The organism is Synechococcus sp. W70.1 (assembly GCF_047461515.1).
Classification (GTDB): domain Bacteria; phylum Cyanobacteriota; class Cyanobacteriia; order Thermostichales; family Thermostichaceae; genus Thermostichus.
The window spans coordinates 71999-86561 of record NZ_JANSHH010000035.1 but is presented as its reverse complement, the minus strand read 5'-3'; the positions used below and the strand labels follow the sequence as shown (position 1 = coordinate 86561).

14 protein-coding genes are annotated in these 14563 nt (G+C 61.6%); 8 read left to right on the top strand and 6 right to left on the bottom strand.

Annotated features, from left to right (window positions below):
• Positions 1 to 10 precede the first annotated feature (10 nt).
• Positions 11 to 1849 (bottom strand): peptidoglycan D,D-transpeptidase FtsI family protein, encoded by a 1839-nt coding sequence (locus NW808_RS10765; RefSeq protein ID WP_414421184.1) that lies wholly within the window; start codon positions 1847 to 1849, stop codon positions 11 to 13.
• Between the two features lie 469 nt (positions 1850 to 2318).
• Between NW808_RS10765 and NW808_RS10760 the strand changes: the two genes are divergently transcribed.
• The 4 genes from NW808_RS10760 (at position 2319) to NW808_RS10745 (ending at position 5871) form a co-directional block, all read left to right on the top strand.
• The gene (locus NW808_RS10760; protein ID WP_414421183.1) at positions 2319 to 3368 is read left to right on the top strand and encodes a tetratricopeptide repeat protein; all 1050 of its coding nucleotides are present in this window, start codon (positions 2319 to 2321) and stop codon (positions 3366 to 3368) included.
• A 114-nt stretch (positions 3369 to 3482) separates the two neighbouring features.
• Positions 3483 to 4007, top strand: coding sequence for an acetolactate synthase small subunit (ilvN, locus tag NW808_RS10755; protein WP_414405579.1), 525 nt, complete (start codon positions 3483 to 3485; stop codon positions 4005 to 4007).
• Positions 4008 to 4037: 30 nt separating this feature from the next.
• Positions 4038 to 4634 carry a hypothetical protein gene (locus NW808_RS10750; RefSeq protein ID WP_414421182.1) on the top strand — a complete coding sequence of 199 codons (597 nt, stop codon included), beginning with the start codon at positions 4038 to 4040 and terminating at the stop codon, positions 4632 to 4634.
• A gap of 202 nt (positions 4635 to 4836) precedes the next feature.
• Positions 4837 to 5871 (top strand): glucokinase, encoded by a 1035-nt coding sequence (locus NW808_RS10745; RefSeq protein WP_414421181.1) that lies wholly within the window; start codon positions 4837 to 4839, stop codon positions 5869 to 5871.
• Between the two features lie 23 nt (positions 5872 to 5894).
• Here NW808_RS10745 and NW808_RS10740 read toward each other — a convergent pair whose 3' ends face one another.
• Positions 5895 to 6464, bottom strand: a complete 570-nt coding sequence (locus tag NW808_RS10740) for an NUDIX hydrolase (RefSeq protein ID WP_414405538.1) — start codon at positions 6462 to 6464, stop codon at positions 5895 to 5897.
• A gap of 113 nt (positions 6465 to 6577) precedes the next feature.
• Here NW808_RS10740 and trpE point away from each other — a divergent pair, with 113 nt between their 5' ends.
• On the top strand, positions 6578 to 8095 hold the full coding sequence (gene trpE / locus NW808_RS10735) for an anthranilate synthase component I (RefSeq protein WP_414421180.1): 1518 nt from the start codon (positions 6578 to 6580) through the stop codon (positions 8093 to 8095).
• 8 nt (positions 8096 to 8103) lie between these two features.
• Here trpE and tilS read toward each other — a convergent pair whose 3' ends face one another.
• From tilS to NW808_RS10715, 4 genes are all read right to left on the bottom strand, one after another.
• The gene (gene tilS / locus NW808_RS10730; RefSeq protein ID WP_414421179.1) at positions 8104 to 9099 is read right to left on the bottom strand and encodes a tRNA lysidine(34) synthetase TilS; all 996 of its coding nucleotides are present in this window, start codon (positions 9097 to 9099) and stop codon (positions 8104 to 8106) included.
• Between the two features lie 38 nt (positions 9100 to 9137).
• Entirely contained in the window at positions 9138 to 10295 is a 1158-nt protein-coding gene (hrcA, locus tag NW808_RS10725) for a heat-inducible transcriptional repressor HrcA (RefSeq protein ID WP_414421178.1), read from the bottom strand.
• 441 nt (positions 10296 to 10736) lie between these two features.
• Positions 10737 to 13124, bottom strand: a complete 2388-nt coding sequence (locus tag NW808_RS10720) for an endonuclease MutS2 (protein WP_414421177.1) — start codon at positions 13122 to 13124, stop codon at positions 10737 to 10739.
• Between the two features lie 3 nt (positions 13125 to 13127).
• Positions 13128 to 13292: a hypothetical protein gene (locus NW808_RS10715; RefSeq protein WP_414393508.1), complete on the bottom strand. Its 165-nt coding sequence runs from the start codon at positions 13290 to 13292 to the stop codon at positions 13128 to 13130.
• Positions 13293 to 13445: 153 nt separating this feature from the next.
• On the opposite strand from NW808_RS10715, the gene NW808_RS10710 reads away from it, so the two are divergent.
• From NW808_RS10710 to NW808_RS10700, 3 genes are all read left to right on the top strand, one after another.
• Positions 13446 to 13850, top strand: a complete 405-nt coding sequence (locus tag NW808_RS10710) for an NIL domain-containing protein (RefSeq protein ID WP_414393509.1) — start codon at positions 13446 to 13448, stop codon at positions 13848 to 13850.
• A gap of 68 nt (positions 13851 to 13918) precedes the next feature.
• The gene (gene ndhL, locus NW808_RS10705; RefSeq protein WP_414393511.1) at positions 13919 to 14140 is read left to right on the top strand and encodes an NAD(P)H-quinone oxidoreductase subunit L; all 222 of its coding nucleotides are present in this window, start codon (positions 13919 to 13921) and stop codon (positions 14138 to 14140) included.
• 12 nt (positions 14141 to 14152) lie between these two features.
• Positions 14153 to 14488, top strand: coding sequence for a DUF3007 family protein (locus NW808_RS10700; protein WP_414421176.1), 336 nt, complete (start codon positions 14153 to 14155; stop codon positions 14486 to 14488).
• Positions 14489 to 14563: the final 75 nt, after the last annotated feature.

Genomic DNA, 14563 nt, shown 5'->3' with positions numbered 1-14563 from the left:
CAGCCTTTTCCTATGGGGAATTGGGGCGGATCCCTTCTAGGGCAATGATCTCCTGGATCACCGAGCGAACCACGGGAGCTGCTGTCGTCGATCCAAAGGCATCTTCCCCCTTTGGCTCGTCGATCACAGCCAAAATCACATACTGAGGACGAAGGGCTGGGAAATAGGCCACAAAACTGGTGATGCGCTTGCCGGGCAAGTAGCTCCCTTGCGGCCCAACTTTCTGGGCTGTGCCCGTTTTACCGCCAATCTCATACCCCTCGATCTTGGCCGACTGCCCAGTGCCAAAGTCCACCACATCCCGCATCTGGATGCGCACTGCCAGCGTGGCCTCTTCCGAGAGCACCCGCACTGGCGCTGGCCGGGAGGGGCCCCAAACCAGGGTGTCGGTATCCCTCTCCACTAGGCCGCGCACCACATGGGGCCGCACCTTTAACCCGCCGTTGGCGATGATGCAGTGCAAGGTGGCTAGCTGCAGAGGAGTGAGAGCCAATCCCTGGCCAAAGGCGACGGTGGCCCGCTCCACTGGCACGGTTACAAATTGCCGCAGGGGCTTTAGGCGGCTGGGCGGCTCGAAGGGCAGATCGACACCGCTGCGGTCGTTCAATCCCAGCCGTAGGAGGGCATGGTGGTACTGGCGGGGATCCAGCTTTTGCATCAGGTGCACCATGCCCACGTTGCTGGACAGGCGCAGAATCTCGGTAACGCTTAGCCAGCCATGGGCACCCCGCTGGCGGTAGTCGTGGTTTTGGATGGGCCAGCGGCCAATCCAGATCCGCCCTGCGTCGTAAACCCGCTCGTTGGCGGCGAAGGCCCCGGCATCGAGCCCAATGGCGATGTTGATAGGCTTGAAGGTGGATCCCGGCTCGTACAAGTCTGTAACGGCCCAGTTGCGAAAAAGGGCAGGGTCGTACTCGAAGTAGCGGTTGGGATCGTAGGTGGGCTCGCTCACCAAGGCGAGGATCTCGCCAGTGTGGGGCTGCAAAACAATCACCGTGCCCCGCAGCGCCTGAAACCGTTCCATCTGGGCTTTCAAAGCAGCGCGGGCAGCCCGCTGCAGGCGCATGTCTAAGGTCAGTTGCAGCACCGTCTCGCCGGATTGCAGCAGCCTTTCCGGCACCTCGGCAGCCAACAACTGGCCGTAGCCATCTCGGGGAATGGTAACTGGCTGAACTGTCCGCTCCAGCAGTGCCTGTTGAGAATATTCCACTCCTGCCTGGCCGCGGTGGTCTAAATCCACATAGCCCACCACCTCGGCAGCCATCTCCTTTTGGGGATAAACCCGCTGCCGCTCGCTCACCAGCTCCAGGCCGTCCAGGTACAGAGCCTGAATTTGCTCCGCCACTTCTGGCGCCAGCCAGCGCTCCAGCCGCACCGCATGGTTAGCCGACAACTGCTGGGTCAATTGCTCAACTGGCCGCCGCAGCAGAGGGGCTAGAGCCGTGGCAATCTCCTGCGGAGTGCGCTTGCCGAAAAGGCGGGGATGGGCCCAAAGGGTATAGGCAGGGCGATCTACGGCCAACAGCTCCGCCTGCTGCCGAGCTACGGAGTGGCGATCCACGATCGAACGGCGAGGGAGGAAGGGTCGGAGGTGGGCCCGCTGCTGAGCCTCGGCCCGCTGCTGTAGGGTTGGCCCTTGGTAGTGTTGCAAGTAAACCAAACGCGCCCCCGCTCCCAAGAAAGCGACGGCCAAAGCCAAGCCCACCGCCGCAAGGCGAAAGTCCAGTTGTCGGGCCGTCGGGATCCGATCCTCCCAAAGCCACGCCAGCTGCCGTTCCTTAGTTCGGTGGCGGCGCCAGCGGGCAAGTTGCCGGCTGCTCTGGCTATTCTGTAAAGGCTGCCGGCCCAAGCCAGTCCTCGACTTGTCTTCCACTGCTGCCTTTGGGTAGATACCACCGTCAGTTTGACGCCCATCTCCTCCTCTGGCCAGCGTTTTACCGGGCGGGTGTCAGGATACCAGAGCAGGGGGCTCTCGTTCGCAACAGGGGTGCGGAGCACTTTGCTACTTTTGTGGCACACTGGACAGCGTTGCCAACAAATCTTCTGACTTAACGTGGAGTAGCTGAGCTAGTGGGCCGGCAGCTACCTCTCTTCGGTAGGTATTTTGCCTAAGCTAAGGTTGGCATCAAGAGCAAGGGGCAACTCCCGTCAGCTCGACAGGAAGTGACGTCTGTGGAGACCCCCCTAGCCGGCTGGTAGGTGTAGAGTTACTACCAGCTACAGGTCGTGGAAGCAGGAAGAAGGCAGAAACGCGGCAAGCCATGCCCTGCCATAAATTTTGTTATCGTTTCGCAGGTCTTTCAGGGCGGCGGAATACCATGCTCAAAGCCTACACCTCTGCTGGCCTGCGCCTTGGGGTTGCCGCTGCCTTGCTGCTGGGGAGCCTGGCCAGTTGGCACCAGGATCGCCTCTTGGCGGTGATGGGCCTGGCCAGCGCAGCGGCGATTTCTGCCTTTACTCGCCCGGCCATCTTGGCCTACAACCGCGCTCGCGAACGGTGGCTCAACCGGGATCTGCTAGGGGCCCTGCAGCAGCTTACCCTGGCGCTGCAACGGGATCCCCGTCTAGCCAACGCCTACCTCCTGCGGGGACAGATCCGCCTCGAACTGGGTCAGCTTGCCCAGGCCCTGGAAGACTTCGACCAGGCTGCCCAGTTGATCCCCCGTCGCCCAGAACCCTGTTTCTACCGCAGCCTCATTTACCAAGCGCGAGGGGATCTGCAAGGGGCAACCGCCGAGTTGACCAAGCTAGTACGGCTGCATCCCAGCCCTACTTACCATCTCCGTCTGGCTGAGCTGTACCTGCAGCAGGGATCCCTACCTTCAGCGCTGGCTCACTTGGATGAGGCAGTTGCGCGGGATCCCACCTGGGCGCCCGCCTATACCTGCCGTGCTCAGGTGTACGGCTACCTGGGGGAGTGGGAGGCGGCTGTAGCCGACTGGTCCCAGGCCATCCGCTGGGATCCCTGCCCAGCCCATTACTACCGGCGGGGGATCGCCTACGCCTGGGCCGATCGCTACCTCGAAGCGATTGCCGACCTCAGCTGTAGCCTAGAGGCAGAGCCCGGCCAGCCCTGCGCTCTCTACCTCAGGGGCAATCTGCTCTACGAGCTGGGGGAGCTTAGGGCAGCCCTCGACGACTATGACCAGGCCTTTCGCCTAGAGGCCAACGGCATTCCCCTTGACCTTGCCGACGAGTACGGCCTCTACGCAAGGGGACTGGCCTACCGGAATATGGGAGACCTCAAGACCGCCATTGCCAGCTGGCAAGCCGCCTTGCACCTTGGCCACCAGCGCCACAACCGGGTTCTGCAAGAGCAGGTGCAGCGCGCTTTGCGCCAACTCCAGGATGAAGAGGGAGATCCTTAGCACGGCTGAGTTCAATTCGGCAAGGCTCGAGGATCCCTCCTGGCAGCTGCGGAATTGGCGTAAGATTTGTACAAGGCCATCGCCTACTTCCAGCCACTCTCCTCTGCGGTTGCCGTGAGACATACCCTTAGCGCTCTTGTGCAGGATCAGCCCGGCGTCTTAACCCGCATTGCCGGCATGTTTGCCCGCCGGGGCTTCAATATCGACAGCCTCACCGTTGGCCCTACTGAACGGCCTGGGATCTCCCGCATCACCATGGTGGTGCAGGGAGACGAGCACGATGTGGAGCAGCTAACCAAGCAGCTCTACAAGCTCATCGAGGTTCTGAAAGTAACGGATATTACCCACGTCCCCTGTGTAGAACGGGAGCTGATGCTGGTCAAGGTCAATGCCAGCATCGAAACTCGCTCTGCCATCATGGACGTGGCGCAGATGTTCCGGGCCCGCATCGTCGATGTGGCGGAAGAGTCTTTAACTTTGGAAGTCACCGGGGATCCGGGCAAAATGGCGGCCATCATCAAAATGTTGACTAGCTTTGGCATTCGCGAGATTGCCCGCACGGGTCTAGTGGCGCTCACCCGCGAGTCGGGAGTTAATACCGAATACCTAAAGCAGCATCCCAACGCTGCTATGGTCTAACAGACTTGGCCAAGCTGCCGGGAAGAGGAGATGCCTAAGGAGAGGGCCACGGCAAAAGCAGCAGGCAACCGTGGCAGGCGTTGTCTACTCAACCTCCTGGCCCTTGCCTTGTTGGGGCTCCTAGCAGGCTGTGCTCCCCGGCCACCCCAGTCTGTTGTCCAACAGGCCCTGACCTACCAGATTGCTCACCTGTCGGAGCCAGTAGCCTCGCTGGTGGGCAGTGACCGCTTGGCAGCCCATCTGGAAGTGCAGGATGTCCGCATTCGCCGGGATCGCCGGGAGACGGGGCTGCGGGTAGCAACCGGGGAAAAACTAGAGATCCACCACCTCAGCGGCACCTATACTCTAAGGGTGAAGCCACCGGGATCCCGCCGCCCCTACCGCCGCAAAGGCGATCCCTTTCAGCTCACCTTGGCCCGCCAACAAGTCCAATCGGCGGGGTCTCAAGGCCTAACTGAGCGATGGCTGTTGGCCTCTAGCTCCCCCGATGGCAAGGGGTGGGAAGTCGTCGACTTCTTGCCCCCTGGGCAAGCAGAGGCACCCTCCCCTGCGTCAGCTGCGTCTCCAGCCGGTCAAACGGCGTCGCCTGCCGCCACTCCTGCCGTGCCTCAGAGGGAGCCAAACTAGGTGCCAAGGCGGGCAAAGCGTTGCCGCCAATTCAGCATGGGCCAGAGCGGCTCCCAACGCAGCCAGCCCCGGTTCCGCCAGCCAGCTCGGGGTAACCCTGGCATGGGCAAGAGACCTTCCCACCTCTGGATTCCGACGTCCATTGCCAGAGCCCTGCCGAAAATGGCAGGGTGGAATGGGCGCGCTGCTCGGAGAAGGCCCCATGGAGTTGCTGCTGGCCGGAGATGTTGGGGGCACCAAGACCAGCCTCAGTCTGGTCAAGGCCGAGGATCCCGAGCACAGCCTCTACAGCCGTCGCTACGCCAGCCAAAATTACTCCAGCCTTACCCCCCTGGTGCAGGAGTTTCTGGCCCAAGCTCGGCAGGAGCTGGGGCGGGATCCGCAGCCGGCTGCTGCTTGTTTTGCCGTGGCCGGCCCAGTGGTGGAGGAGAAAAGCGGCGGACAAAGGGCCAAAATCACCAACCTGTCCTGGAGCTTGCACTCAAGCCAGTTGACGGCAGAACTGGGGATCCCGCGCCTGGCCTTGATCAACGACTTCAGCGCCGTAGGCTATGGCGTGCTAGCCCTGCACGATGCGGAGCTGGAGACTCTGCAAGCGGGGGAGCGGCAGCCGCGGGCACCCATTGGCGTCATAGGGGCGGGCACGGGGCTGGGGCAGGCCTACCTTACCTGGGGAGAGGGCGGCTACCAGGTCTATCCCAGCGAGGGAGGCCACGTGGATTTTCCCCCGCGCACTCCTCTGGAATGGGAGCTGCTGCAGTATTTGCAACAGCGATACGGGCGTGTCTCCACCGAGCGGGTGGTCTCCGGCCAGGGGATCGTAGCCATCTACCAGTTTTTGCGGGATAGTCGCCGGGCCCAGGGAGAGGAGCAAGGGTTAGCCCAGGTTGCTGCCTGGGAAAGAGGAGCCAGTGGGATTGATCCAGCCGCCCAAATTGCTCATGCCGCCCTCGAGGGACGGGATCCTCTAGCTATGGAGTGTTTGCGGCTGTTTGTTAGCCTCTACGGAGCGGCTGTTGGCAATTTTGCCCTGCACCTATTGCCCCGGGGTGGGCTGTTCCTTGCCGGTGGGATTGCCCCCAAGCTCTTGCCCCTGTTGCGCCAGGGGGAGTTTCTAGCGGCGTTTTTGGACAAAGGGCGAATGCGGCCGCTGTTGGAACAGCTGTCGGTGCAGGTGGTGCTTAACGAGCAGGTGGGTTTGAGGGGGGCCGCCCGCCATGCTGCCACCTTGCTGTAGTCCTCCTCTTTCGCTGCGGGGGATTAGCTCCCAGCGGCACTGACCCCCTTTTCCGAGGCCAAAAACAGCTGAGCCCGCCAAAAGCAGGCAATGGATTTGCTGTCCAAATCGAGGCCAAAACGAGCTTTCTCGGTAAGTTCAGCCGGGGAAAACTCGACAACAGTAATGTCTTCGTCTTCATCCCTTGCCGGAGGAGAGTCCAGCACTTCCAGATCCCGCGCCAGATAGGCGTACATAATCTCGCTGGAATAGCCGGGGCAGAGATAAAACTGGCCAAGTGAATCCCAGCGGTGGGCCCGCAGGCCGGTTTCTTCCTCCAGCTCGCGGCGAATGGTTTCGTCTGGATGTTCTCCCGGCTCGACCGTACCCGCTGGAAATTCATAAAGGTAGGAGGCGACGGCAAAGCGATACTGGCGAATGCAGACAAACTTGCCCTCGGCAGTCACTGGCACAGCCACCACGCCCCCGGGGTGGATGAGGTACTCCCGCTCCCCCTCTGTGCCGTTGGGAAAGCGCAGACGCTGGCTGACGAAGGTGTACTTGTGGCCCTGAAAGCGCAGGCGCTCGCGGAGGACTTGCGATGGGATTTGCATGGCCAAGATTTCCCAAGAGTAGAGCCGCTCCTAGCTTAGTGGTTTCCGGCCCTGTTGCCAGGGATCCACTGTGGGATACAGTCGGGGAAAGCAGGGATCCCACCTGGCAAGCCATGATTTACCCTCCCCTGAAAGAGTTTCTTGCCCTCACGGGTCAGGGCAACTTCATCCCGGTGTACCAGGAATGGGTGGCGGATTTGGAAACGCCTGTCTCTGCCTGGTACCGCGTCTGCGCCGGGCAGCCCTACAACTTTCTGCTGGAATCCGTGGAGGGAGGGGAACAGGTGGCCCGCTACAGCTTCCTCGGCTGCGATCCCCAGTGGGTGCTGGAGGTGCGCGGGGATCAGGCTTGGCAAATCCACCGCGATGGGCATCGGGAGCAGCATCGGGGGGATCCCTTTGCCATCTTGGCCCGCTGCCTAGAGCCCTATGAGCCGGTGCACCTGCCGGAGTTGCCCAGCAGCATTGGCGGGCTCTTTGGCTACTGGGGCTATGAGCTCATCCGCTGGATTGAGCCCAAGGTGCCCATCTATCCCCTGCAACCAGAGGACCCTCCCGACGCCATCCTGATGCAGGTGGACAGCATCCTCATCTTCGACCAGGTCAAGCGCAAGATCTGGGTGGTGGCCTTTGCCGACACGCGCCAGCAGCCGGCGGAGCAGGCCTACGCCCAAGCCTGCCAGCGGGTGGAAAAGTTGGTGCAGCAGCTCAGCGCCCCCCTGGCGCTATCCCACCTCAGCCTCAACTGGAAGCCCCACCTGCCGGATCAGATCCCCCCCAGCACTCTCAGCCGCGACGCCTACTGCCAGGCCGTGGAGCGGGCCAAAGAATACATCCGCGCCGGCGAGATCTTTCAGGTTGTGCTCTCGCAGCGCTTCACCACTCCCTTTGCCGGCGATCCCTTCCGGCTTTATCGCTCCCTGCGGCTCATTAACCCCTCTCCCTACATGGCATTTCTGCAGTTTGGCGATCTTTGCCTTGTCGGCTCCAGCCCAGAGGTGATGGTCAAGCTCAGCCGCGTTGGGGAAGAGCGCCTTGCCACCGTTCGTCCCATTGCCGGCACCCGCCCTCGCGGCGCTACCCCTGCCGAAGACCGCCAGTTGGAGCAGGAGCTGTTGGCGGATCCCAAGGAGCGGGCGGAACATGTGATGCTGGTGGACTTGGCCCGCAACGACCTGGGCCGGGTCTGCCGCCTGGGATCCGTGCAGGTGGACGACCTAATGCAGATTGAGCGCTACAGCCACGTGATGCACATTGTCAGCAACGTGGTGGGGCAGTTGGATCCCCGCTACAGCGCCTGGGATCTGCTGCGGGCCACCTTTCCTGCGGGCACGGTTACCGGCGCTCCTAAGATCCGCGCCATGCAGATTATCCACGAACTGGAAGGGTGCCGCCGCGGCCCCTACGCTGGCGCCTACGGCTACTACGACTTTGCCGGCCAACTGAACACCGCCATCACCATCCGCACCCTCCTGGTTCACCGCGGCCAGGTGAGTGTGCAGGCGGGGGCGGGCATTGTGGCCGACTCGGAGCCGGAGCGGGAGTACCAAGAATGTTTGAACAAAGCGCGGGGCATGCTCATGGCTGTAGCCAGCTTGCAGGAAAGCCAGGGTGGCTCCGGGGCGCTTTAGCGCTGCTGTTAAGCGCAAGGGCGAGAAACCCAAGCCAAGTACTCTTCCTTCACCTCCAGCCAGCCACCGCCGGGGTAGTCGGGGCTGCGGCTGCGGCGACCTGCTTTGAGGAGCCGGACCCCGGCTTCCACCTGCTCAAAGGTGGGGTGATGGGGGAGCAGCAAGGACAAGAACTGAAACAGGACTTGCCGCTGCAGCGCAAGGGGAGCAGCTCGCAAGGGATCCCGCCGCAACCCCGGCAGGGCCGGCTCATACACCTGCGGCCATAGCTGAGCGGCTTGGGCCACCACCAGTTCATGTTCTGCTTGTAACAAGATGGCGGCCCGGTTCAGAGCTTTTTCCACCTGGGGATTGAGGTGCTGCTTGAGATAGGGTATCACCTCCAGGCGGAGCCGGTTGCGTCCGTGCGCCAAATCTTGATTGCTGCGATCCGGCCAGACCGGCAGCTGGTACTGCCGGCAAAACTCCTCTGTTTCCCACCGGAAAAGGCCTAGGAGGGGCCGCACCAGCCAGGCGGAGGAGGGATCCCGCTCGTCCAAACGCCGCCGCCAATCCAGGCTAGCTAGCCCAGCTGCCCCTGTGCCCCGCAGCAGGTTCCACAAGAACGTCTCCGCGCGGTCACTGGCGGTGTGTCCCGTAACCACTGCCTCGCAATTCCAGGTGCGCGCCCATTTGTCCAGCTGTTGGTAGCGCCAAACTCGGGCCCCCGCCTCATCCCAGCGGATGGGATCGGCAGTTTCAATGGCATGAGGCAGGCCCTGCTGCTGCAGCCACTCTTGCAAGAAGCAAGCACACGTCGTTTCATCCTCCGACCAGCGGTGGTTACAGTGCAGGACAAAGATTTGCCAGTTCCAGCGCCGCTGCAGATCGCGCAGGATCTGGAGCAGACAGAAAGAATCTTGCCCGCCGGAAAAGGCCACTAGCAGCCGCTGGCCGGGGCGCAGCAGTTGCCGCTCGCGGATGGCACACTGAACGCGTAGGTGAAGAGGGGAGAGTCTGGCCACGGTGGGCGATTGCTCTTGGGAACTTGCACCTAGACTTCCTAGGCCAGAGCCCGCGTGAGATGGGAGGCCACCGTCTGCACCGCCGCAATGCTCCGCTCGTAGGCCATCCGCGTTGGCCCCAGCACGGTAACCGTCCCCAGCGGCGCCGAGCGACGGCGGTAGACTGAGGCGATAACCGTGCAGTGGCGCAGAGACTCTAGCGGATTCTCGCTGCCAATGTAGATGACCACCGGGATGGTGTGGAAGGGATCGCCAGAGGAGGGCGGGGCAGAAGGAGTAGCCTCGCTAGAGATCTGGCAATCTGGGGGGCTGGTAGTATAGAGCCCAATCATCCCCTGCAGTTGCTCGGATCCCGCCTCAATCAACTGGGCCACCGCTTGCACCCGTTGGGTCTGAGAAAACTCTGGCTGCCGCATCAGCTCTGTCATGCCTGCGCTAAACACAGGCCCCAAAGAGGGCCGCAGGTAGCGCTGGACCACTGAGCGCAGCAGTTGCTGCAGCCACTGGCTGTAGGCGCGAAACTCTTCGTCTAGCTTTAGCCAGCTCAGATCCTGCAGCTCGGCAAAAGTCTTGCCCCGCAGCTTGAGGGTGAGAAAGTTGCTCAGTAGCTGCAGCTCGTCTTCCAAATCCTCATAGCGGCTGTCGGGCCATGCCGGTGGGCTGACCAGGGCTGAATGGGCTTGGTAGGAATCGGTAACCACCACTACCATCACCCGTCCCGGCCCTACCGACAGCAGCTGCACGTGGTGAATGGCTACAAGGGGCCCCTGAGGTGGGGTGATGAGGGCAATGCAGCCGCTCACGTGGGCCAGAAGCTGCGCCACCCTCTGGAGGAAACTGTCGAGGTCGTCTCCCAGCTCGCGACTAACCTGATCCAACAGCCGCTGCAGCGCAGGGTGGGGCTCTGGCTGGGGAGCGTCGTCGGGGATCCCCTCCATGCCGACGGAGGTCAACAAATCGTTGACATAAACCCGATAGCCAAAGTCGGAAGGGATCCGACCGGCAGAGGTGTGGGGCTGGAACAGCAACCCCGCCTGCTCAAGAGTGGCTAAGTCGTTGCGAATGGTGGCTGTGCTTACCCCAAAGTTATACGACTGAGCCAAAGTCTTGGAACCGACAGGTTCAGCCGTTGCAATGTAGCTGCGCACTGTCGCCCAGAGAATCTTCCGCTGGCGGGGAGTCAGTTCAAGTTTCATGGCCGCTCAAAAGAATCTAGTTAACCCGTATCTCAAAGCAGACTGCCAAGCAACCGGTAGATTCCTGTTGAGGACTGAGATACCAATCTAAATGAACCTTTAGTCTACCTAACGCTTCGTATTGATGAATTGATAATTTTTGACTTTTTGACAATTTAATTAACCTCGCTGGGGTGGACTGCCTGGCAAGGAAAGCTGCAAAATACCGACAGAGGCGTTGGGTTCGCCCTAAGCTTTCCCCAGAGCTGCTACTTCTGGGGCAACAGGGCTTACCTTTATCCCCTTTGTAACCTTTTGTTCTGAGGTTGCTCCAGGAGCTGAGAGTTCGCCTAGCTGCTCTGAGGGTAGCCGTTTTGGGGGGCAGGGGAAGATTCCGTTGATAAGCAAAGGCCTGGGAGTATCGAGCTCCGCTAGAGGCTTGGGGGATCCCCCTGCTCCTTGCTAGCGCAACTGGGCCACGGTTACGCCGCTTCCTCCCTCCTGGGGAGCCGCCGCGGCAAAACTCTGAACGCGCGGGTGATTTTGGAGATAGGCCCGGATACCCGCCCTGAGGCGACCCGTGCCGTGGCCGTGGATGATCCAAACGGGACCAGGAGGTGCCTGGGCCAAGTGCGCTTCGAGAATAGCCTCGGCCTCAGCCACGGTTTTCCCCCTTAGATCAAGGGTGTTGTGGCTGGTGCGCAGGTTAAGGGGGGCGGTGGCTGGTGGCGGGGGAGGTGGAGCCTTGGGGCGTTGGCGCTGCTTAGCCTGGTGTTCATCGAGGGGATCCAACTGGGCCCTTGGCACGGTGAACTTGAGGAGGCCGCTGCGCACCACATACACCTCTCCTTCGACGGCAATGACCTCTCCCGTTTGTCCCAGCCCCCGCAGCCGCACCCGGTCCCCCACCTCCGGCACAAACTCCGTGTCCACAGGTTGAGGCGCCGGCAAGTAGCGCTTGCGGATTTGCTCGAGATGGGCGGCTACCTGTTGAGGAGCGTCCCCCTGTTGCAGCTTGCGAATGGCAGCAGCCACTTCTCGGCGGGCAGTAGCTAGCAGAGTTTCCAGCCCCTGGCGCTGCTGGTATTCCAGTTGGGCCTCCCGCTCGGCCAGCCGCCGGCTGCGCTCTTGCATTTGGCGGTAGAGGGTCTCTAGCTCTTGGTGCAGGGATCCCACCTGGGCTGCCCGCTCTTCCAATTGAGCCCGCTGCGCTTCCAACCCAGCGATGACCTTATCCACTTGGCTTTCTCCCTGCAGACGCCGCTGGGCCCGCCGCAGGATCTCCGGATCCAACTGCAGCCGCTGGGCAATGGTCAAGGCGTTGGAGCGGCCCGGGATCCCCCACAACAGGCGATAGGTAGGAGCCAGGGTGGCCTCGTCAAACTCCACCGAGGCATTTTCAAAGCCGGGGTGCTGGTACTTGAGGGCCTTCAGCTCGCCGTAGTGGGTGGTGGCCAGAGTCAGCAGGGCCTTTTCCGAGAGATACTCCAATAGCCCAGCCGCTAGGGCAGCGCCTTCGGTGGGATCCGTGCCCGCCCCCACCTCGTCCAGCAGAACAAGGGCCGGCGCTGGACTGGATTGCAGAGCTTGCACAATGCGGCTAATCCGATGGATGTGGCCCGAGAAAGTGGAGAGGTTTTGCTCCAGCGATTGCTCGTCACCGATGTCGGCATAGACCCCGTCAAACCAAGGCAGTTGGGGCGGATCTTGAGCTGGCAGGAAGATCCCTGCTTTGGCCATCAGCACCAACAGGCCCAGCGTCTTCAAGGCAACGGTTTTGCCACCGGTGTTAGGGCCAGTGATGACCACAGCACGAATAGACTCGGGGAGGGTGAAATCGATGGGCACCACGTCTAGGCCCTTGCCCTCTTGACGGGCCTGCCACCACAGCAAAGGGTGTCTAACCCGGCGCAGGCGCAATCCACCGGCAACAAACTGCGGACGGTTGCCCTCCAACCAAAGGCTATAGCGGGCGCGAGCCAGGGCTACCTCCAGCCTCACCATCACCGCTTGCAGGTGCTCCAAGTCGGCAGCCACGGCTCCCACCTGGGCCGAGAGCGCCGCCAAGATTCGCTCCTCCTCCGCCCGGAGGCGAGCCTCGGTTTCTCGCAAGCGGTTGCCCAGCTCCACCACCGCATAAGGCTCTACATAGAGGGTAGCCCCACTGGCAGAGCTGTCGTGGACAAGGCCGCGGATGAGATCCCGGTGGGTGGCCTTCACCATCAGCACAAAACGTCCCTGCCGCTGGCCAATCAGGGTATCCTGCAGCGCCTGTGGGCACTGGCTCATCACCTCTTGCAGGCGTTCCTGGATCTGGCTGCGAAAAAGGCGGTGCTGACGGCGCAGGTCGGCAAGGGCTGGGCTGGCGCTATCTCTCACCTCGCCGTGCTCGTCCAGACAGCGGAAGATCTCCTGCTCCAGCTCAGGGTAGGTGCGCAGGCTGCTCACCCACTCTTGCAGGCGGGGTAGGTGCTCCTGCTCATCGATGAGGCGACGAAGGCGGCGAGCAGTTCCCAGGGTTGTGGCAATCTGGATCAGCTCTTCCCCGCTCAGGACACCCCCTCGTTCGACCCGTTCCAGGGCCGGCAGCAAGTTGTGGATCCCCTCCAGGGAAACCCCTCCCGGCTGGCTGCGATCCAGCTGTATAGCTTCCTCGGTCTGGTCAAGGTAGGCCTCGCTCTCCTCGCGGCTACGCCAGGGATCCAGCTCCAGACAGGCGCGACGGCCCAGAGGTGTAGCCGCAAAAGTGGCTAGCTGCTGACAGAGGCGGGGCCACTCCAACAGTTCCAAGGTTTCCTGGCGGAGGGAAGAGTCGGGGCAAGAAGAGACCGAAGGGATAGCCGTAGGCATTACCTAGCGATTTGAAGAATACCGAAGACGCAGTCGCTCCATCTCGCGTAAAAATTGCCGCTGGTAGTTGAGAAAAGCGGTGTGCCACTCGCGGAAGCGCCGCTCGCCATCGCGCACCAACATCTGTCGGTAGTGCTCGGAGTTGAGGCAGGGCCGGGCTGAGTCCATGGGGTTCAAAGAACGCTCTGCTCCTATTGTGGCAGGCTCCGGGGTACCTCTTGGAGCTTCCAACCGGAGAGGTTCTACCCCTGCAGGAAGAGGCCTTGCCATACTGAAAAGCGAGGCTTCCTGGCCAATGCTCAACCCACAGTCTGAGATTCCGTGCGCAAACGAGTAACGTTGATCTTCCCGCGGCACTTGGTGAACGTGCCTGTTACCTACCGCCTGGCCAAAGACTTCGACGTGGCGGCCAACATCCTGCGCGCTAGGGTCAGTCCCAATGAAGTGGGCACCCTCGTGGTGGAGCTCTCCGGAGATATCGACCAAGTGGAAGCAGGGCTGGAGTGGGTGCAGTCGCTGGGGATCGAGGTGGCTGACCAGACCAAGGAAATTCAGATTGACCCGGATTTGTGTGTAGACTGCGGCTTGTGCACGGGAGTCTGCCCTACCGAAGCCCTGAAGATTTCAGCTCCTGACTGGAAGCTAGAGTTCCGGCGCAACCGCTGCGTCATGTGCGAACAGTGCATTCCCACCTGTCCGGTTGGGGCCATTAGCGCCAGCCTGTAGGCAGCCTTGAGCTGGCGACCTCTCCCAAGAGTAGAATGGGCAGTACTAGGTTCTGGGGCAAGCTCACCATGGCTTCTACCACCTGGCTAGTTTGGGCAACTTATGGTGCTCTAGCAGCTCTTTACCTGCTGGTGCTGCCGTTTTTGTCTTTGGTGTACGTGGACAAGCGCTGGAACTGCAGCGGCGCCTGGGAAAAGGTGTTGATGTTTTTCCTGGTCTTGTTTTTCTTCCCCGGCATGGTGTTGGTAGCCCCCTTCATGACGTTTCGGCCTAAGCCGCGTTCCCTCTAGAGCCCTCGAGCTATGCGCAGACGAGATATCCTCAGCATTGGCCTGGCCCTGCTGCTGGGGGGAGGCGTTCTTTACGGTCTGTTGCTTTGGGCCGGCCTAGACACGGGAACGGCACAGCAGGTGTCGAGTGCGGCGTTTATGCTGGGGTGCCTGGGCTGGACGGTGAGTTACCTGAGGCGGGTTCTAAGCGGCGAGATGACTCTGAAGGCCCAGTGGGCCAGTTTCGAAAGGCAGCAAATTGAAGAGAAACTCCGCTCTTTCTCGCTGGAGGAGTGGCAGGCCCTGCAGGCCGAACTGGAATCCGAAACCGAAGGGGAAGTTAGCTGGCCTGGGCCGGACAGGCGCTAGAGCTGCTTTCGCAAGGTAGAAGAGGGGCACGGCGCCTGTATACCCAGCTACTACTTTCTCCCTTTGGCAAGGCTA

Coding starts and splice junctions, on each gene's coding strand:
- NW808_RS10750 (WP_414421182.1), top strand. CDS start 4,038: ATGCCTAAGGAGAGGGCCACGGCAAAAGCAGCAGGCAACCGTGGCAGG.
- NW808_RS10740 (WP_414405538.1), bottom strand. CDS start 6,464: ATGCAAATCCCATCGCAAGTCCTCCGCGAGCGCCTGCGCTTTCAGGGC.
- trpE (WP_414421180.1), top strand. CDS start 6,578: ATGATTTACCCTCCCCTGAAAGAGTTTCTTGCCCTCACGGGTCAGGGC.
- NW808_RS10720 (WP_414421177.1), bottom strand. CDS start 13,124: ATGCCTACGGCTATCCCTTCGGTCTCTTCTTGCCCCGACTCTTCCCTC.
- NW808_RS10745 (WP_414421181.1), top strand. CDS start 4,837: ATGGAGTTGCTGCTGGCCGGAGATGTTGGGGGCACCAAGACCAGCCTC.
- hrcA (WP_414421178.1), bottom strand. CDS start 10,295: ATGAAACTTGAACTGACTCCCCGCCAGCGGAAGATTCTCTGGGCGACA.
- ndhL (WP_414393511.1), top strand. CDS start 13,919: ATGGCTTCTACCACCTGGCTAGTTTGGGCAACTTATGGTGCTCTAGCA.
- NW808_RS10715 (WP_414393508.1), bottom strand. CDS start 13,292: ATGGACTCAGCCCGGCCCTGCCTCAACTCCGAGCACTACCGACAGATG.
- NW808_RS10700 (WP_414421176.1), top strand. CDS start 14,153: ATGCGCAGACGAGATATCCTCAGCATTGGCCTGGCCCTGCTGCTGGGG.
- NW808_RS10760 (WP_414421183.1), top strand. CDS start 2,319: ATGCTCAAAGCCTACACCTCTGCTGGCCTGCGCCTTGGGGTTGCCGCT.